Consider the following 17,738-nt stretch of genomic DNA (forward strand, 5'->3'; position numbering starts at 1 on the left):
TTCTGCTTCGGGCCGAGGCGATCGGGGCCAGCGGCATGCCGCGTGTCCGCCCCCTCATCGTTCGATCCGACGACAGATGGGCTCGCATGCCGACTTATCCAGCCTTCATCGTCGTCGGGCTTGCGAACGGCGGTCGGCACCGGTCCGCGAGCGGCGGGTTGCGCCTGCGTTCGGCGCGAAGGCGGAGGCGACCCGCGCGGAGCCATCGACGGCTCCCGCCCTGCCTTCATCGAAAGATCGCCGCAAGGTCCGCATCGCTCAGGCGGCGGATCTCGCCGGGCGAAAGATCGGCGGGCAAGGCGAGTGCGCCGATCGATTCGCGATGCAACGCCTCCACATGGTTGCCGGCTGCCGCGAACATGCGGCGCACCTGATGATAGCGTCCCTCGCGCACCTCCAGCACCGCTTCCTGCGGAGAGATCACGACGAGCTCGGCCGGGGCGAGGGGCTTGTCCTCGCCTTCGAGCATCAGGGTGCCGGATGCGAAGAGCGCGGCCTCGCCGCCGGCCATCGGGCGGGCAAGCTGAACGCGGTAGCGCTTGGCGACATGGTGCTTCGGCGAGATGATGCGGTGAAGAAGCGCGCCGTCGTCGGTCATCAGCAGGAGGCCCGAGGTCTCCTTGTCGAGGCGGCCGACCGTCGAGATGGCAGGGTCGCGCCAGCGCCAGCGCGGCGGCAGGAGATCGTAGACCAGAGGTCCCGCCTCCTTTCGCGAACAGGTGACGCCCAGCGGCTTGTTCAGCATCAGGGCAAAACCGGGCAGGGGATCGAGCGCCTCGCCGTCGACGAGGAGCCGGGTTTCGAGATCCGGCGTCAGCGCGATCCGCATGTCGGCTCTTTGCACGGGGACGCCATCGAGCAGGATGCGCCCGTTCCTGGCCAGGAGCTGGATTTCGCGGCGCGAGGCATAGCTCATGTTTGAAAGCAGCTTGTCGAGCCGGGAGGTTGGCGCCTTGGTCACTTGCGGGCCTCGATCACCTTGTAGCCGCCTTCGTCCGCCAGTGTCTTGACGCTTCGGAACGCTGCGCGCAGCCCATCCTCGTAGGGCATATGCCGATTGGCGACGAGATGGAACGAGCCGGACCGGCGCAGCATCCGTCCAGCGGACGCGATGAAGGCCTGGCCGAGCGTGCGATCCTCCAGTCCTTCGGCGTGGAAGGGCGGGTTCGACACGACGAAATCGAGATCGGTGAACCCGGCCTCGCGGGCATCGGACCAGGAAAAGCGCGCCCGTAGATCCTTCACGTTCGCCTTCGCCGCCTCGACCGCGCGTCGATCGAGTTCGACGAGCGTCAGCGCCGTCACCGTCGGCGATGCGAGAACGGCGCGCGACAGAATGCCGAGACCTGCGCCCAGATCCACCCCGCGCCCGGCGAGGGGGGGAAGATGCTTCAGCAGAAACGCCGTTCCCGCATCCACCCGGTTCCAGGCGAAGATGCCGGGCTGCGAGTAAAAGCCGATCTCGTCGATCCAGACGGGCCCGCCCGCCGCGATCGCGTCCGCAACGCCGACGAGCGTGTGCGGCCGGTGCGCCGTACAGATGCGCTGCCGGGCCTTGAAGCGCTCGGCGACGGCGCACCCGAAGCCTTCCAACTCGCGGCGAAGGCGAAGGCCGCCTTTGTCCTTGGCCGCTGTGGCCGTCACCGTTCCGCCCGGCGCGAGCACACGGAGAGCGTGCGCCAGCACGAAGGAGCGCTCGACCGAACCGGCGGGCGCCGCGACGGTGATGGCATCGAGGCATGCATCGGGCAGCGCTTCGAGCGCCTGTGCTCCGGGCCGCAGGGGCGAAAGCTGCACGGCGCCGTCCGGCACCTCCACGAGGTCCGTTGGCGGCGCGCCGTAAACGGCAGATTGGGGCGGCGAAGAGCGATCGATATTCTTCATGGCCGTGCCATAGCAGCTTTGGCGCGGTTGGAAAAAGCGGCTCGGCCGAGGTCGAGCCGCTCCCCGTCTATTTTCACCCCGTCCGCCGGTGCGCCACGCCGCGCCGGACTACTCCGCGGCATCCGGCGCGAATTGAAGCGCATGCTCCGTCGGCCGCGCGGACGGATTGTTGGGATGGGTCGTCCAGTTGGCGTAGCCGTCGTTCGCCGGCTTGCCGGTGCGCGGGTCGATGCCGGAGATGGCTTCCATGGTGATGCAGTCCTCGACCGGGCAGACATTGACGCAGAGATTGCAGCCGACGCATTCGGCGTCGATCACCTCGAAGTGGCGCCGGCCATCGACCTGCCGGGTGATCGCCTGATGCGAGGTATCCTCGCACGCGATGTGGCAGCGCCCGCACTTGATGCAGAGATCTTGGTCGATCCGCGCCTTCGTCACATATCTGAGATTGAGGTGCTGCCAGTCGGTGACGTTCGGAACCGCGCGACCCCGGAACGCCTCGATCGAGGAGAAGCCCTTCTCGTCCATGTAGTTGGAAAGGCCGGTGATCATCTCCTGCACCACGTGGAACCCGTAGGTCATCGCCGCCGTGCAGACCTGCACCGTGCCGCAGCCGAGCGCGATGAACTCGGCCGCATCGCGCCACGTGGTGACGCCGCCGATGCCGGAAATGGGCAGCCCCTGCGTCGCCGGATTGCGGGCGATTTCCGAGACCATGGAAAGGGCGATGGGCTTGACCGCCGGTCCGCAATAGCCGCCATGGCTGCCCTTGCCGTCGATGGTGGGTTCAGGGGCGAAGCTGTCGAGATCGACGGCGGTGATCGAGTTGATTGTGTTGATCAGGGATACGGCATCGGCCCCGCCGCGTCGGGCCGCTTCGGCCGGCTGGCGAATGTCGGTGATGTTCGGCGTCAGCTTGACGATGACCGGCAGCGCGGAATGCTGCTTGCACCAGCGCGCGACCATCTCGATATATTCGGGCACCTGGCCGACGGCCGAGCCCATGCCACGCTCGCTCATGCCGTGCGGACAACCGAAATTGAGCTCCACCCCGTCGCAGCCGGTGGTTTCCACCCGCTTCAGGATCGCTTTCCAGGCGTCCTCCTCGCACGGGACCATCAGCGACACGATCATCGCCCGGTCCGGCCAGGCCTTCTTGACCGCTTCGATCTCGCGAAGGTTGGTGTCGAGATCGCGATCGGTGATCAGTTCGATGTTGTTGAGGCCGAGAAGCCGGCGGTCGCCGCCGTGGATCGCGCCGTAGCGGGGGCCGTTGACGTTGACGACGGGCGGACCCGCCTCGCCGAGGGTCTTCCAGACGACCCCGCCCCAGCCGGCCCGAAACGCCCGCTCCACATTGTACTGCTTGTCCGTCGGCGGCGCGGAGGCGAGCCAGAACGGGTTGGGCGAGGAGATGCCGAGGAAGGAGGTGGAAAGGTCAGCCATGGGGGCGGCTCCTGTTCTGGCGGGTCGCTGAGGGCGGTGCTAATGTGTGGACGAAGGTCGGCGATGTGGAAGGCCTGCCACGGGCCGAACCGTTCCCTGGGCCGTCTTCTTGCCACGCGTCCTGTGAGCTGGCGTGGCATCTTAGGCGATGGTAAGAACGACGTAAGAGCGGCTGGAGATTGCACAGATGGCTGAAGGTCGAGACTACACCGTCACGCTCATTCCCCAAGCCGAGGGTGGCTATACCGTTCGCGTGCCGGCTTTGCCGGAAGTGGTGACGGAGGGCGAAACGCGGGAAGAAGCGCTCGCCATGGCCCGTGAAGCGATCGAACTCGTTCTGGAATGTTACCGTGACGAAGGTCGTGAAGCGCCCGAAAATGTCAGGCCTGTCGTCGAGGACTTGCACGTGGCCGCGTAGCATGAACCCGCGGCGTTTGCCTGTCGCGACAGGGCGAGATGTCACTCGTGCGCTCAAAAAGGCTGGCTTCGAGGTCGTTCGGCAGAAAGGCAGCCATGTCAGGCTTGTCCATGCAGAAGACGCCACACGAAAGACGACCGTTCCCCAACACGGATCCAACCCCTTGAAGATTGGCACATTGGACGGGATTCTCGAGCAGGCAGGCCTCAGCCCGGAAGAGTTCACCGCGCTCCTTTGAGGCCGGCTGGTCATCTCATCCCACCAACACCGCATGGATGCTCTCCGCCGCCCGCTTGCCGTCTTCGACAGCAACGACCGTGAGGTCGGAGCCTCCGAAGATGCAGTCGCCGCCGGCCCAGACGTTCGCCATCGAGGTGCGCCGATCGGTGTCGACGGCGATGCGGCCCGACTGAAGTTCCAGTTTCGCCGCTTCCTGCGATACGCCGTCCGGCACGAAGCTTTGTCCGATCGCCTTGAAGATCTGGTCGGCTTCGATGGTCACGGTCTCGCCGGTTCCGGCAAGCGTGCCATCGGAGCCTGTCACCGTCTTCTCGAAGCTGATCCCGGTGACGAGGCCGCTCTGCGCATGGATGCGCAAGGGCTGGAGATTGAAGCGAAGGTGGACGCCGCGCGTGGCGGCGACCTCCTGCTCGTATGCGGAAGCGCCCATGGCGTCGCGGCCGCGGCGATAGGCGATCGTCACCTCTTCTGCCCCGAGGTTCTTCGCCTGGACCGCCGCGTCCACCGCCGTCATGCCGCCGCCGATGACGACGACGCGGCGCCCGACCGGCAGGCTTGCCAGATCGCTCGTCTGGCGCAGGTTGGCGATCCAGCCGACGGCGTCCATCGAACCTTCGGCGTCGTGGCCGTCGGCGGCGAGCGCGTTGACGCCGGCAAGGCCCATGCCGAGGAAGACGGCATCGTAGTCGCGCGCGAGAGCATTGAGGTGAAGATCCCGGCCGAGCGCCATGCCGGTCTCGACGGTGATGCCGCCGATGCCGAGGAGGAACGCGACTTCGGCCTCTGCGATGGCGCTCGTCGCCTTGTAGGCGGCAATGCCGTACTCGTTCAGGCCGCCCGGCTTCTCGCGCGCTTCGAACACCGTCACCGCGTGGCCGCGCATGGCCAGTCGATGGGCGCAGGAAAGCCCCGCCGGTCCCGCGCCGACGACGGCGATCCGCTTGCCCGTCGGGTCCGCCCGCTCGAACGGATGGCGCGTCGCTGTCGCCAGCAGATGATCCGTCGCGTAACGCTGGAGATCGCCGATGCGCACAGGCTTGCCTTTGGCGATCTCGCGGACGCACACCTCCTCGCACAGCGTTTCCGTGGGGCAGACCCGGGCGCACATGGCGCCGAAGATGTTTTCCTCCAGAATGGTCCGGGCAGCGCCCGTCGGATTGTCCGCACCGATCTGCCGGATGAAGAGCGGGATGTCGATGCCGGTCGGGCAGGCGTTCAGGCAGGGCGCATCGTAGCAGAAATAGCACCGGTCGGCCTCGACCAGCGCTTCGTGGCGGGTGAGGGCGGGATGAAGATCGGAGAAGTTCGTCGCCAGGGTCTCGGCGTCCAGTCGGCCCGGGCGGATATCCTGCGGCGTGGACAGTGTGCTCATGGGGGCGTCTCCGGAGTGTCGCGGGCCAGTCCCGCACTCTGTCATTTTTTACCGAAAGGTCAAATTCATTTCTTCCGTATTTTGTGCAATTCGCTAAAGTGCCCGTATAGAGGCAGAATGGACCGATCCCGCCTGGCCGCCTCGGTCCGGATGGGTGTCAGCCAAAGGGGATCGACGTGAACCAGCACACAGCACCCAACGATATCAGCGCCGTTGTCGAGGCGGATCGGCGCCATGTCTGGCACCATCTCACCCAGCACAAGCCCTACGAGACGAGCGATCCGCGCGTCATCATCGAGGGGCGCGGCATGCGCGTCTGGGACGCGACCGGCAAGGAGATCCTCGATGCGGTTTCGGGCGGCGTGTGGACGGTGAACATCGGCTATGGCCGCGAGAGCATGGCGAACGTCATCCGCGATCAGGTGCTGAAGCTGAACTATTTCGCCGGTGCCGCCGGCACCGTTCCCGGAGCGCTGTTCGCCGAACGGCTGGTCGGGAAAATGCCCGGCATGAGCCGGGTCTTCTATTCGAACTCCGGATCGGAGGCGAACGAGAAGGTTTGGAAAATGATCCGGCAGATCTCGCACCGCCACCATGGCGGCCGCAAGGCCAAGATCCTGTTCCGCGAGCGCGACTATCACGGCACGACGTTCGGCACCTTGTCCGCCGGCGGCCATGCCCAGCGCAATGCCCAGTACGGCCCCTTCGTGCCCGGTTTCGTCGAAGTGCCCCACTGTCTGGAATATCGCAGCCAGTGGGGTGCGATCGAAAATTACGGGGAGCGTGCCGCCGATGCGATCGAGGCGGTGATCCTGCGCGAAGGGCCGGACACGGTGGGCGGCCTGTGTCTCGAGCCGATCACCGCGGGGGGCGGGGCCATCGTGCCGCCGGCCGGCTATTGGGAGCGGGTCCAGGAGATCTGCCGCCGGTACGAGATCCTCCTGCATATCGACGAAGTGGTTTGCGGCATGGGCCGCACCGGAACATGGTTCGGCTACCAGCATTACGGCGTCGAGCCGGACTTCGTCACCATGGCGAAGGGCGTGGCCTCCGGCTATGCCGCGATCTCGTGCACCGTGACGAGCGAAGCCGTGTTCGACCATTTCAAGGACGATGCGGACGATCCGCTGAGCTTCTTCCGCGACATCTCCACCTTCGGCGGCTGCACCTCCGGGCCGGCGGCGGCGCTCGAGAACATGCGGATCCTGGAGGACGAGAATCTTCTCGAGAATTCGGCGAGGATGGGCGATCGGCTGCTCGCCAATCTCCAGGGCCTGATGGAAAAGCACGCGGTCGTCGGCGAGGCCCGCGGCAAGGGGCTGTTCGCGGGCCTCGAACTGGTGGCCGACCGCACGACGAAGGAGCCGGTCCCCGAAGCGATGGTCAAGGCTGTCGTTGCCGAATGCATGGCGAACGGCGTGATGATCGGCGCCCAGAACCGATCGCTGGCCGGCGGCATGAACAATGCGCTGCTGTTCGCCCCCGCCCTGATCGCGACGAAGGACGATATCGACGCGATCACCGATTGCGTGGACCACGCGCTGGGACGCGTCTTCACGCACTGACGCACGGGCGCGCGAAACGGACGGCGTCTCAGCCCTGGAGGGCCGACAGACCTTCGGTGAATTCCCGTCCCAGCGCGTCGGCGACGGCGCGGTTGGTGATCATGCCGCGATGGACGTTGAGACCGGCTAAAAGGTGCGGGTCCTGGACCAGCGCGTCCAGCCCCCGGTCGGCGAGCGAAAGCCCGAAGGGCAGCGTCGCATTGTTCAGCGCGTAGGCCGAGGTGATCGGCACCGCGCCCGGCATGTTGGCGACGCAATAGTGGACGATGCCGTCGACCTCGAAGGTGGGTTCGGCATGGGTGGTGGCGTGGGATGTTTCGAAGCAGCCGCCCTGGTCGATCGCCACGTCGACGAGCACGGCGCCCTTCTTCATGGACGAGAGCATCGCGCGCGTCACCAGTTTGGGTGCGGCGGCACCCGGAATGAGCACGGCGCCGATGACGAGATCGGCGTCGAAGACGCACTCGTCGATGGCCGTCGGCGTCGAAAAGCGCGTCATCACCCGGCCTTCGAACAGGTCCTCGAGTTCGCGGAGGCGCGGGATCGAACGATCGAGAATGGTGACGATGGCGCCGAGGCCGATCGCCATCTTCGCCGCTTCCTTGCCGACCACGCCGCCGCCGATGATCGCGACCTTGCCGGCGCCGACGCCGGGAACGCCGCCCAGAAGTACGCCACGCCCGCCATGGGCCTTCTCCAGCGCACGGGCACCGGCCTGGACCGAAAGCCGGCCGGCGACTTCCGACATGGGCGCGAGCAGCGGAAGCCCGCCGCGTAAATCCGTCACGGTCTCGTAGGCGACGGCGGTGACGCCGGATCCGGCGAGGCCCCTGGTCTGTTCGGCATCCGGAGCGAGGTGAAGGTAGGTGTAGAGGATCTGGTTCTCGCGCAGTTGCGCCCATTCGCCCGGCTGCGGTTCCTTCACCTTCACGACCATGTCCGAGGTTGCGAAGATTTCCTCGGCGGTTCCCACGATGGCGGCGCCTGCGGCTTCGTAGGCAGTGTCGGCCGCATCGATGCCGGCGCCGGCGCCCGTCTCGATCAGCACCTGATGACCATGCGCCACATATTCGCGGACGGCTGCCGGCGTCAGGCCGACCCGGTATTCGTGATTCTTGATTTCCTTCGGGCAACCGACGCGCATGACTTCATCCCTTTGGGCGAGTGTGAAAGGCCCGGCCATTGTGCATCGGCCTGCGCGAAATGTCTTGGCGGACGTTCCGCATTTCGCGCGCCGCGCGCCGCGTCGCTCATGCCGGACCACCGGGTTTTGCGGCTTTGCTTGCGACAGGTCCTGGCGCCGGGCGTGACGTTTCCTCCTCGCCGAAGACGCACACCGTGCCGCGACCGGCGGCTTTCGCCCGGTACAGTGCGGCATCGGCCCGGGCATAGTCGGCCGCGTCACTGGAAAACACGATGCCGACCGATGCGCCGAGGCCGATCGAATGACCGGATGCCTGGATCGGTCGCCGCATGATCCGGACCACAGATTCCCCGAAGCGTCCGACCGTTTCCCGCGAGGCAGCCGGGCCGAAGACCGCCGCGAATTCATCGCCGCCGATGCGTGCGAGGAGATCCGCCCGGGGCTCCAGCAGTGCGAGCCGCCGGCCCGTTTCCTGTAGGCATTCGTCGCCCACCACATGGCCGAACTCGTCGTTGACGGCCTTGAACCGATCGAGATCGATCAGCACGATGGCGCTCAGCGGCGCGGCGGCCATGCCACCGTCGGGATCGCCCGCAACATGGGTCTGGAAGCGGCTGCGACTGGCAAGCCCGGTCAGGGAATCGAAATCGGCGAGGTGCCGAAGCCGCAGCACGGCGGTCTTCTCGGCGGTGATGTCCTGCTTCATGCCGAAGATGCGGACCGGTTCCCCGTCTTCGCATTCCACCGACGCGGTGATGCGGATCCAGCGCTTGTTGCCGTTTGCGGTCGTGATCAGGGCGTCGTGCGTAAAGCCGGTCTTCTCGGCGATCGCCCGCGAGCGAATGTCTTCGAGGCGGGCGCGCGAGGCCTCGGGATAGAATTGGAGCGTGGCCGACCGATCGAGGGCGGATCCCCGGGGAAGCTCGAAAATGTCGTAGACGACGTCGGTCCAGCGCAAGCTGCAATCGCTCAACTCGCATTCCCATACGCCGATCCGGGCAGCTTCCGATGCGCGATCGAAGATCTTGCGGCTGCGCGCGAGCTCCGCCTTTTGCTGCTGGATGAGCGCGTTCTTGCGGTTGAACTCGACCTTCCATCCCCTTGCCCGATCGATCAGCGATGCGAGGAGCGATGGGCGTGCGAGCGAATGGTCGGGAGTCCGCTTGCCGGACCGTACCGCGTGATAGGATGGACTGTTGGACAAGCTCACGACCCAGTTCGATATGTTCGCCGGATCATAGGTTAGCCCGTGCGCCTAAAGTCAACGTAAACCGACTGATTATGCGCTTTGCTGACGAAAACCCCTTTCGCTTCGGAAGAACGCGGCGCCGCGATCGAAACGCGACGTCCGGCGGTCCATGAGGCTTGGACCCGTTCTGCGCGGCTTGTCCTAGAGGGCGTCGTCATCCTTGAGGACGCGCTCTCCCGCGCCCTCCAGATCGTCATACTGGCCGCTCTTCAGGCTCCAGAAGAATGCGGCGAGGCCGAGCCCTCCGAGACCGAGGGCGATCGGCACGAGATAGATCAGGACGTTCAAGCGCTCACCTCTGCGGTCTTCAGGGAAACGGACGGCGCGCGGACCTGCGTCTTCACCGGCCATGGGGCGCCGGTCGATGCGAGCCGCAGGCTGTTGGCGACGACGAGGATCGAGGAGAGCGACATGGCGATGGCGGCGATGAGCGGCGTGATGAGACCGGCGACCGCGAGCGGTACGGCGATCACATTGTAGCCGAACGCCATCGCGAAGTTCTGGGCGACGAGGCGATGGGCCCTGCGTGCGATCTCCAGCGCCGTCGTCACGCTCGACAGATCGTCGCGCGTGAACACGAAATCGGCGGCGAGCCGCCCGATGTCGCAGGCCGATCCCGGTGCCATCGAGACATCGCCGGCCGACAGGCTCGGCGCATCGTTGAGGCCGTCGCCGACCATCAGGACGCGCGCGCCGGCACCCTTCAAGGCTTCGATCCGCAGGAGCTTCTGCTTCGGCGTCTGCCCCGCGCGATACGGGATTTTCAGGAGCGAGGCGATGCGGCGCACGGGCCCGTCGGCATCACCGGACAGGATCTCGGCAGAAATGCCTTTCGACGCGAGCTCTGGGATCGTGTCCCGCGCGCCGTCGCGCAGACGCTCCGCAATCGCCAGGCCGATCACCGTCTCGCCTTCGATGGCCAGAGCCGTCCCGTCGATCATGTCGATGGCGCCGGACGGATCGGCGGCGATTTCCGCGACCCAGTCGCCACGACCGAGGCGGACGCGCAGGGCGCCATAGCGGGCCTCGAGGCCGAGGCCCGGATATTCGCGGACGGCGTCGAGCGCCACGCGCTGTTCCGTCTTCAGGCGATCGGCGAGGGCAAGACAGACCGGATGCGACGAGGAGCGGGTGAGGGCGGCGGCGATCCGTCTTTCGCGCAAGGGCAGGACGGTGATCGGCGATTGGGCAACCGTCTGGGTGAGCGTTCCCGTCTTGTCGAAGATGGCGTGGGTGATGCCGTTGAGCTTTTCGAGGCCCGTGCCGTCCTTCATCAGGATGCCGTGCTCGAACAACCGGCTCGCGGCCACCACGTGGACGACGGGAACCGCAAGGGCGAGCGCACAGGGACATGTGACGATGAGAACCGAAATCGCCGCATAGGTCGCCTCGTACCAGCCGCCGCCGGCAATGATCCAGAGAAGGAACGTCGCGGCGGCGATCAGGTGGACGGCCGGGGCGTAGATCCGCGCGATCTCGTCGGCGATGCGCGATCTGCGACCGCGACCGACTTCGGCGGCCGTCATCATGCGTTGGATCTCGGCGAGGAACGAGTGCCCCGCATCGCGCAGCGCCTCGACCTCGATGGGTCCCGAAAGGTTCAGGACGCCCGCTTCCAGACGGTCGCCCGGCTGGACGGCGACCGGCACGCTTTCGCCCGTGACGAGCGATCGATCGATGAAGCCCGTACCGGCGACGACGACCGCGTCCACGGCGAGCCGCTCGCCCGCGACGAAGCGAAGCCGCGTGCCGGGCCGGATCTCGTCGAGGGGCGCATAGCGCAGCTGGTTTCCCTCCACGATCGTCGCGCCCTTGGCCGACAGTCGCGCCAGGGCCGTGACGGCGCTCCGCGCCCGCTCGCGCATGCGCTCGTCCAGACAGCGCCCGATCAGCAGGAAGAAGGTCAGCATCAGGGCGGCATCGAAATAGGCCGTCTTGCCCCCGGTCAGGGTTTCTCCCAGGCTCATGCCGACGGCGAGGAGAATGGCGAGCGAGATCGGCACGTCCATGTTGAGCCGGCCCTGGCGAAGGGCGGAGATCGCCGAGCGGAAGAAGACGCGGCCGCTATAGGCGATGGCGGGCACGGTGATGAGGGCGGAGACGAGATGGAACGCGTCGCGCGTCGCTGCGTCGGCGCCGGACCAGACCGAGACCGACAGGAGCATCACGTTGGCGCTGCCGAAGCCCGCGACCGCCAGCGCCTTGAGGAGTTCGGTCGAATGAAGCGCCTCGCCATGCGCCGAGAGATCGCCGAGGTCGACCGGCGTCGCGGGATAGCCGAGCGCGTCGAGCCTCTCAAGAAGGGCAAGCGGATCGGCGGCGAGCGATGCGGCGACCCGGACGCTGACGCGCTTCAAGGTAAGATTGACCCGCACCGTCTCGACCCCGTCGAGGCCCGCGAGCCCGTCCTCGACGACGGATATGCATTTCCCGCAATGGATGGCTGGAACTGAGAGGACATAGTCCGCGCCGCCGTCCGCCAGGACGCGCCCGGCATGGCGGAGCTCTTCGCGCCGGCGCATGGCCTGCGGGTCGGCATTGAGGCCCGCGATGTCGCCGGCGAGGGCCGCGCTGCAACAGCTCATCGTGCCACCCTTGCTTCGGCTTCGGTCACGACGAAGCGCAGTGCGCGCCGCAGGATTTCGCCATCGATGGTGACGACCGTCACGTCGGCCTTCCAGCTTCCCGACGGCAGGTGCATCGCGGCGGTCGCGGTTCCCGTTCCGTCGATCGTGAAGGCGAGCGGCCGGTCCTCCATGGCCGTCACGGGCCGCCCGGCGAACCCTTCCGCCGAGGCGATCCTGAGGGGCGTGTCGTCCCGCATCAGGGCGATGGTCACGGTCTCGTCGGCATAGGACGCTTCGAGCGCATAGCCGAGCTCGACCTGCCGCCGCCGGTCGGCGACATCGGTGTCGAAGGTCTGGCTTGCCACATAGCTGTTTTCCACCACGAGCCCGCTCCACGTGGAAAGGGCCCGGGACGCCATGTAGACGTTGACGGTAATGACGGTTCCGAAGAAGAGGACCATGATGGCCAGCATGTGCCAGCCGGTGAATGCGCGCCGTGCGAGAAGAATATCGAGCATGCTGACGATCCTTGGTGGCCCGGTTCAGGGCCGGTCGGGGGTTTCGAAGATCGCGTCGTAGCGATCGGCCTCGCCGGAGGCCCTGTCGACGGCCGTGAAGCGAAATTCGCTCGACCCCGGCTCGGCCGCGTCCGGCGCTTGGGAGATGAACACCTTGATGCTGCGGAGGAGATCCGGCTCGACCGGGACGTCCGCCTCGCTTACCCCGTCGAGACCGAGATCGGGAATGCTCATCAGGGCTCCGTCGAGACCGGCAATGGCGAGCGTGAGTGTGCGCGGCTCGGGCACCATGTTCAGCAGCTTCACGGTGTAGCCGTTGCGGGTGGAGCCGTCCTTCAGGGTGACGAAGACAGGGTTTCGGTCGTGCTGCACGTTGAGGTCGAGGCGGCTTCTCAGCGACAGGGCGGTGACGAGGGCGAGACCGATGGCGCACCAGGCGGCGAGATAGATCAGGGTGCGCGCCCGGATCATGATCCGCCAGTCGAAATGCCTGAACGCCTTCGCGAAACGACCGGAGGCATCGCGCACGCGCGACGGCACGATCTGGCCCGTGACCGGGTCGCTCGCCAGCGCCATGTTGGTCTCGTAATCGTTGAAGGTGGCGTAGGCGATCAGCCCGCGTTCCTTGCCGATTTTGTCCATCACCGCGTCGCAGGCATCGATGCACAGGGCACAGGTGATGCAGCCGAGCTGCTGGCCCTCGCGAATGTCGATGCCCGTCGGGCAGACGGCCACGCAGGCATTGCAGTCGATGCAGTCGCCGACCGGTTCGCCGGCCGCCGCCGCCCGCTTGCGATGGCGCGAGCGCGGCTCGCCGCGCCAGTCATTGTAGGTGACCGTCAGCGAATGCTCGTCGAGCATCGCCGCCTGGATGCGTGGCCAGGGACACATGTAGATGCACACCTGTTCGCGCATCAGGCCGCCGAGGCAGTAGGTGGTGAAGGTGAGGATGCCGATCGTGGCGTAGGCGACGAAGGGCGCGTTCAGCGTTACCACGTCGCGCATCAGGGTCGGGGCGTCGGCGAAGTAGAAGATCCAGGCGCCGCCCGTGGCGACCGAGATCACGATCCAGATCGCGTGCTTCAGCACGCGCTTCGCAATCTTGGCAGCGTCGTAGGGTGCCTTGTCGAGGCGCATGCGCGCGTTGCGGTCGCCTTCCACCGCCCGTTCCACCGTGAGGAACAGGTCGGTCCAGACCGTCTGCGGGCAGGCATAGCCGCACCACGCCCGCCCGACGACCGACGTGACGAGAAAAAGGCCGATGCCCGCCATCACCAGAAGGCCGGCGACGTAGAAAAATTCCTGCGGCCAGATCTCGATGAAGAAGAAGTAGAAGCGCCGGTTGGCGAGATCGAGAAGCACCGCCTGATCGGGGGCGTAGGGTCCGCGATCCCAGCGCAGCCAGGGCGTCAAATAGTAGACGCCGAGCGTCGCCGCCATGACGATCCATTTCAGCCGGCGAAAGCGGCCCTCCGCGCGCTTGGGAAAGATCTTGGTGCGCTTGGCGTAGAGCGGCGCGCTGGCACCGACCGCATGGGTGGCGCTGTCGGTGAAGGTCTGGACATCGTTCGCGTCTCGTCCGTCCGTCTGGCTGTCCATGTCTGCCGCCGCTTCGTCTGATGAGCCCCGCGAAGGGGCGTTCGTCTCCCGTGCTTGGACGGGAAACGGGAGGCTTGCCTTGATCTCGATCAAGGGTTTTGCCGGTCGGGGCCGAGGCGGCGAGCGGGTCGGGACCCGTCGCCGCCCGAACGAAGGCCCGGACTTTACCGGGCCTCGGCTGTCTCGGTCTCGCCGCCACCCAGCGAATGCACGTAGACGGCCAGTTGCTTCACGCTCGTCTCACCCAAACGGTCGACCCAGCCGGGCATGACGCCATGCTGCGGCGCCTGGATCTGCGCCCTGATGGCCTGCAGCGAGCCGCCATAGAGCCAGATCGCATCGTCGAGGGCAGGGGCGCCGAGCTCGGGACCGCCGCCGCCGGTCTCGCCGTGGCAGGCGGCGCAATTGTCGGCAAAGAGCGTCTCGCCCCGTGTCGCCAATGCCGCATCCGCCTCCTGACCGGACAGGGCCCGGACGTGATGGGCGATGGCGACGATCTCGTCGCGGGCAAGGATTTCGTCCCGCCCGAACGCCGGCATCTCGGAGATCCGCGAATCCTCGTCCGCGCCATAGCGAATGCCGTGCAGGATCGTCGTGTAGATCGCGTCGAGCGAGCCGCCCCAGATCCAGTCGTCGTCGTTGAGATTGGGATAGCCGCCCCCGCCCGCCGCGCCCGAGCCGTGGCACTGCACGCAGTTGACCTTGAAGGCTGCCCGTCCCGCCGCGATCGCGTGGATCCGCAGTTCGGGGTCGGCCGCGATCTCTTCCGGCGAACGTTCGGCGATGCGTTCGAGAATGCCTTCCTTGCGCATTTCGGCTTCGGTGGCCCGGCCCTCGTAGGTGGTGCGGCTCGACCAGCCCAGAAGGCCGGCGGTCGCCGAGTTCACGAGCGGCCAGGCGGGGTAGAGAAGCGTATAGACGGCCGCGAACGCGATGCAGGCGTAGAAGAGGGTCAGCCACCAGCGGGGCAGAGGATTGTTGAGTTCGGTGATGCCGTCCCATTCATGGCCGGTCATCTCGACGCCTGTGACCTCGTCGACCGGCTTGTCCTTGTCAGCCACGGCTCATTCCTCCCTGAATGGGATGTTCGCCGCATCCTGTGCGATGGACCGCGAGCCCGGGCGAAATGCGACGACGACGACGATCAGGAAGATCGCCAGCATGTAGAGGAGGCCCCAGCTGTCCGCGAAGGTGCGCAGGGCCTGATAATCGAAATCCATTTCGCTAGCGTCCCGTGGTTTCCGGCTCGAAGGTCGAGAAGTCGACCAGAGTCCCGAGCATCTGCAGGTAGGCGATCAGCGCATCCATCTCGGTGACGGCGTCGGCATTGCCGTCGAAGTCTCCGGTCACCGCCTTGGGATAGCGCTCGAGAAGCCCGGTATTGTCGGCGGTCGCGCTCGCCTGGGTCAGGAGATCGGCCTGCGCGGCCCCGATCATCGCGTCCGAATAGGGAACGCCGACGGCGCGATTGGCTTTCAGGTGGCCTTCGGGATCTTCGACGACCAAGGGTGTGGTGCCGAGAAAGCCGTAGCCCGGCATGATCGATTCCGGCACGACCGAGCGCGGTTCTGCCAGATGCTGCACGTGCCATTCGTTGGAATAGCGCCCGCCCACGCGGGCAAGGTCCGGCCCGGTCCGCTTGGAGCCCCACTGGAACGAATGGTCGTACATGCTTTCGGCGGCCAGGGAATAATGGCCGTACCGCTCCACCTCGTCGCGGAAGGGACGGATCATCTGGCTATGGCAGACATAGCAGCCCTCGCGGACGTAGATGTTGCGTCCGGCCAGCTCCAGCGGCGAGTAAGGCCGCATGCCTTCGACCTTCTCGATTGTGTTGTCGAGATAGAACAGCGGCGCGATCTCCACCAGACCGCCGATGGTGACGGTCACCAGGGAGAGGACGAGGAGCAGGGTCACGTTCTTCTCGATCCTGTCGTGGCGCGTCAGGATCGAGCGCGCCACGGGGTCCTTCTTCACGATCGGCCGTGCGCCATCCATCGGATCGTGGGCGTCTGGTTTTTCTGACATGGGTTCGCCCCTCATTCGGCCGGTTGGAGGACGGCCCTGCGGCCGCCCATCGGTTCTTCGACCCGCACGTCGCCGAGGATCGTCCTGTAGATGTTAAAGAGCATCACCAGCGCGCCGGACAGGAAGAGAACGCCGGCGAAGGCCCGCGTGACGTAGTAGGGATGCATGGCTTCGACGGTCTCGGCGAAGGAGTAGACGAGGTAGCCGTCGGTCCCGTATTCGCGCCACATCAGGCCCTGCATGATGCCCGAGACCCACATGACGGCCGCGTAGATCACGATGCTGAGGGTCGCGAGCCAGAAGTGCCAGTTGACCAGCCGCAGCGAGTAGAGCCGTTCGCGGTTCCACAGCCTGGGAACGAGGAAGTAGATCGCGCCGAAGGTGATCATGCCGTTCCAGCCGAGCGCGCCCGAATGCACGTGCCCGATGGTCCAGTCGGTATAGTGGCTGAGGGAGTTCACCGCCTTGATCGAGAGCATCGGCCCCTCGAAGGTCGACATGCCGTAGAAGGCGACCGACATTGCGAGCATGCGCAGGATCGGATCGGTTCTGAGCTTGTCCCACGCGCCCGAAAGCGTCATCAGGCCGTTGATCATGCCGCCCCAGGAGGGCATCCACAGCATGATCGAGAACACCATGCCCAGCGTCTGCGCCCAGTCGGGCAGGGCGGTGTAGTGAAGGTGATGGGGGCCCGCCCAGATGTAGAGGAAGATCAGGCTCCAGAAGTGGATGATCGACAGCCGGTAGGAATAGACCGGCCGGTTGGCCTGCTTGGGAATGAAGTAATACATCATGCCGAGGAAGCCGGCGGTCAGGAAGAAGCCGACCGCGTTATGGCCGTACCACCACTGGGTCAGCGCGTCCTGGACGCCCGAGAAGGCCGAGTAGCTCTTCGCCCCCAGGAAGGAGACCGGCACGGCCAGATTGTTGACCACGTGCAGCATGGCGATGGTGACGATGAAGGCGAGAAAGAACCAGTTCGCCACATAGATGTGCGGCTCCTTGCGCTTCACCAGCGTGCCGACGAAGACCGCGAGATAAGCGAGCCAGACGATCGTGAGCCAGAGATCCACATACCATTCGGGCTCGGCATATTCGCGGCTCTGGGTGATGCCGAGAAGATAGCCGGTCGCCGCCAGGACGATGAAGAGCTGGTATCCCCAGAAGACGAACCAGGCCAGATTGCCGCCCCACAGCCGCGCCCGGGAGGTCCGCTGGACGATGTAGAACGAAGTCGCGATCAGGGCGTTTCCACCGAATGCGAAGATCACCGCCGAGGTATGGAGCGGTCGCACACGCCCGAAGTTGAGCCAGGGCTCGATGTTGAAGTCGGGCCAGGCAAGCTGCACCGCCGCGATCGTGCCGACCAGAAATCCGACCGTGCCCCACAGCGCCGTCGCGATGATGCCGAAGCGGACGACATCGTCCTGATAGCCGGCCGTTCGATCCTGTGCGGCGAGCGACGTGCCGTGGACGGCGTCGGTGCGTGCGTGCGCACCGGACGAGAAGGGAATTGCCTTCTGCTCGTCGAACGAGACGCGGTTGAGCAGGACGAGGGATGCGGCCGCGAACACGAAAAACAGCACCCAGGCGTGGGCGGCAAAGCCCGCATCCTCGGCGTATCCGGCCGCTACGAAGGCAACAAGGGTGGCGATCAAGAGGCCGATCGCTTCGGTATGGTGTTTCATGGCTGATGGTCTCCGAACAG

The 17,738-nt window shown here is 66.1% G+C and carries 17 protein-coding genes; 3 read left to right on the plus strand and 14 right to left on the minus strand.

Features of this window, described 5'->3' with window-relative positions:
• Positions 1 to 226: 226 nt before the first annotated feature.
• The 3 genes from U0C82_RS11720 to preA all read right to left on the minus strand — a co-directional run bounded on the left by U0C82_RS11720 (position 227) and on the right by preA (position 3,330).
• Positions 227 to 961 (minus strand): pseudouridine synthase, encoded by a 735-nt coding sequence (locus U0C82_RS11720; protein ID WP_322187302.1) that lies wholly within the window; start codon positions 959 to 961, stop codon positions 227 to 229.
• Positions 958 to 1,884, minus strand: a complete 927-nt coding sequence (locus tag U0C82_RS11725; protein WP_322187303.1) for a class I SAM-dependent methyltransferase — start codon at positions 1,882 to 1,884, stop codon at positions 958 to 960. The genes U0C82_RS11720 and U0C82_RS11725 overlap by 4 nt, the downstream gene beginning before the upstream one ends.
• Positions 1,885 to 1,992: 108 nt before the next feature.
• On the minus strand, positions 1,993 to 3,330 hold the full coding sequence (preA, locus tag U0C82_RS11730; protein ID WP_322187304.1) for an NAD-dependent dihydropyrimidine dehydrogenase subunit PreA: 1,338 nt from the start codon (positions 3,328 to 3,330) through the stop codon (positions 1,993 to 1,995).
• 187 nt (positions 3,331 to 3,517) lie between these two features.
• On the opposite strand from preA, the gene U0C82_RS11735 reads away from it, so the two are divergent.
• Positions 3,518 to 3,748, plus strand: a complete 231-nt coding sequence (locus U0C82_RS11735) for a type II toxin-antitoxin system HicB family antitoxin (RefSeq protein ID WP_322187305.1) — start codon at positions 3,518 to 3,520, stop codon at positions 3,746 to 3,748.
• A 1-nt stretch (position 3,749) separates the two neighbouring features.
• Positions 3,750 to 3,986, plus strand: coding sequence for a type II toxin-antitoxin system HicA family toxin (locus U0C82_RS18960; protein WP_416186668.1), 237 nt, complete (start codon positions 3,750 to 3,752; stop codon positions 3,984 to 3,986).
• A gap of 15 nt (positions 3,987 to 4,001) precedes the next feature.
• Here U0C82_RS18960 and U0C82_RS11740 read toward each other — a convergent pair whose 3' ends face one another.
• Positions 4,002 to 5,360 (minus strand): NAD(P)-dependent oxidoreductase, encoded by a 1,359-nt coding sequence (locus U0C82_RS11740; RefSeq protein WP_322187306.1) that lies wholly within the window; start codon positions 5,358 to 5,360, stop codon positions 4,002 to 4,004.
• A 176-nt stretch (positions 5,361 to 5,536) separates the two neighbouring features.
• Between U0C82_RS11740 and U0C82_RS11745 the strand changes: the two genes are divergently transcribed.
• The gene (locus U0C82_RS11745; protein WP_322187307.1) at positions 5,537 to 6,925 is read left to right on the plus strand and encodes an aminotransferase family protein; all 1,389 of its coding nucleotides are present in this window, start codon (positions 5,537 to 5,539) and stop codon (positions 6,923 to 6,925) included.
• Between the two features lie 28 nt (positions 6,926 to 6,953).
• Here U0C82_RS11745 and ald read toward each other — a convergent pair whose 3' ends face one another.
• The 10 genes from ald to ccoN form a co-directional block, all read right to left on the minus strand.
• A complete protein-coding gene (gene ald / locus U0C82_RS11750) occupies positions 6,954 to 8,069 on the minus strand; it encodes an alanine dehydrogenase (RefSeq protein ID WP_322187308.1) in 1,116 nt (371 codons plus the stop codon).
• Positions 8,070 to 8,175: 106 nt separating this feature from the next.
• Positions 8,176 to 9,279: a diguanylate cyclase domain-containing protein gene (locus U0C82_RS11755; protein WP_322187309.1), complete on the minus strand. Its 1,104-nt coding sequence runs from the start codon at positions 9,277 to 9,279 to the stop codon at positions 8,176 to 8,178.
• A 180-nt stretch (positions 9,280 to 9,459) separates the two neighbouring features.
• Complete coding sequence (gene ccoS / locus U0C82_RS11760; protein WP_322187310.1) at positions 9,460 to 9,606, minus strand: cbb3-type cytochrome oxidase assembly protein CcoS; 147 nt, start codon at positions 9,604 to 9,606, stop codon at positions 9,460 to 9,462.
• Complete coding sequence (locus U0C82_RS11765) at positions 9,603 to 11,903, minus strand: heavy metal translocating P-type ATPase (RefSeq protein ID WP_322187311.1); 2,301 nt, start codon at positions 11,901 to 11,903, stop codon at positions 9,603 to 9,605. Before U0C82_RS11765 ends, ccoS begins: the two co-directional genes overlap by 4 nt.
• Entirely contained in the window at positions 11,900 to 12,403 is a 504-nt protein-coding gene (locus tag U0C82_RS11770; RefSeq protein WP_322187312.1) for a FixH family protein, read from the minus strand. Before U0C82_RS11770 ends, U0C82_RS11765 begins: the two co-directional genes overlap by 4 nt.
• A gap of 24 nt (positions 12,404 to 12,427) precedes the next feature.
• A complete protein-coding gene (gene ccoG / locus U0C82_RS11775) occupies positions 12,428 to 14,002 on the minus strand; it encodes a cytochrome c oxidase accessory protein CcoG (protein WP_322187313.1) in 1,575 nt (524 codons plus the stop codon).
• Positions 14,003 to 14,166: 164 nt separating this feature from the next.
• Positions 14,167 to 15,063, minus strand: a complete 897-nt coding sequence (gene ccoP / locus U0C82_RS11780) for a cytochrome-c oxidase, cbb3-type subunit III (protein ID WP_322187314.1) — start codon at positions 15,061 to 15,063, stop codon at positions 14,167 to 14,169.
• Between the two features lie 3 nt (positions 15,064 to 15,066).
• Positions 15,067 to 15,222 carry a cbb3-type cytochrome oxidase subunit 3 gene (locus U0C82_RS11785; RefSeq protein WP_322187315.1) on the minus strand — a complete coding sequence of 52 codons (156 nt, stop codon included), beginning with the start codon at positions 15,220 to 15,222 and terminating at the stop codon, positions 15,067 to 15,069.
• A 4-nt stretch (positions 15,223 to 15,226) separates the two neighbouring features.
• On the minus strand, positions 15,227 to 16,000 hold the full coding sequence (gene ccoO / locus U0C82_RS11790) for a cytochrome-c oxidase, cbb3-type subunit II (protein ID WP_322187439.1): 774 nt from the start codon (positions 15,998 to 16,000) through the stop codon (positions 15,227 to 15,229).
• A gap of 41 nt (positions 16,001 to 16,041) precedes the next feature.
• Positions 16,042 to 17,718 (minus strand): cytochrome-c oxidase, cbb3-type subunit I, encoded by a 1,677-nt coding sequence (ccoN, locus tag U0C82_RS11795; RefSeq protein WP_322187316.1) that lies wholly within the window; start codon positions 17,716 to 17,718, stop codon positions 16,042 to 16,044.
• Between the last annotated feature and the right edge of the window lie 20 nt (positions 17,719 to 17,738).

Source organism: Fulvimarina uroteuthidis (genome assembly GCF_034321785.1).
GTDB lineage: Bacteria > Pseudomonadota > Alphaproteobacteria > Rhizobiales > Rhizobiaceae > Fulvimarina > Fulvimarina uroteuthidis.

What these genes read in the sequence shown, in the direction of transcription:
- ald (WP_322187308.1), bottom strand. Translation starts at nt 8,069, where the DNA reads ATGCGCGTCGGTTGCCCGAAGGAAATCAAGAATCACGAATACCGGGTC.
- ccoO (WP_322187439.1), bottom strand. Translation starts at nt 16,000, where the DNA reads ATGGATGGCGCACGGCCGATCGTGAAGAAGGACCCCGTGGCGCGCTCG.
- U0C82_RS11740 (WP_322187306.1), bottom strand. Translation starts at nt 5,360, where the DNA reads ATGAGCACACTGTCCACGCCGCAGGATATCCGCCCGGGCCGACTGGAC.
- U0C82_RS11725 (WP_322187303.1), bottom strand. Translation starts at nt 1,884, where the DNA reads ATGAAGAATATCGATCGCTCTTCGCCGCCCCAATCTGCCGTTTACGGC.
- U0C82_RS11785 (WP_322187315.1), bottom strand. Translation starts at nt 15,222, where the DNA reads ATGGATTTCGATTATCAGGCCCTGCGCACCTTCGCGGACAGCTGGGGC.
- U0C82_RS11735 (WP_322187305.1), top strand. Translation starts at nt 3,518, where the DNA reads ATGGCTGAAGGTCGAGACTACACCGTCACGCTCATTCCCCAAGCCGAG.
- U0C82_RS11765 (WP_322187311.1), bottom strand. Translation starts at nt 11,903, where the DNA reads ATGAGCTGTTGCAGCGCGGCCCTCGCCGGCGACATCGCGGGCCTCAAT.
- ccoG (WP_322187313.1), bottom strand. Translation starts at nt 14,002, where the DNA reads ATGGACAGCCAGACGGACGGACGAGACGCGAACGATGTCCAGACCTTC.
- U0C82_RS18960 (WP_416186668.1), top strand. Translation starts at nt 3,750, where the DNA reads ATGAACCCGCGGCGTTTGCCTGTCGCGACAGGGCGAGATGTCACTCGT.
- U0C82_RS11770 (WP_322187312.1), bottom strand. Translation starts at nt 12,403, where the DNA reads ATGCTCGATATTCTTCTCGCACGGCGCGCATTCACCGGCTGGCACATG.
- ccoN (WP_322187316.1), bottom strand. Translation starts at nt 17,718, where the DNA reads ATGAAACACCATACCGAAGCGATCGGCCTCTTGATCGCCACCCTTGTT.
- preA (WP_322187304.1), bottom strand. Translation starts at nt 3,330, where the DNA reads ATGGCTGACCTTTCCACCTCCTTCCTCGGCATCTCCTCGCCCAACCCG.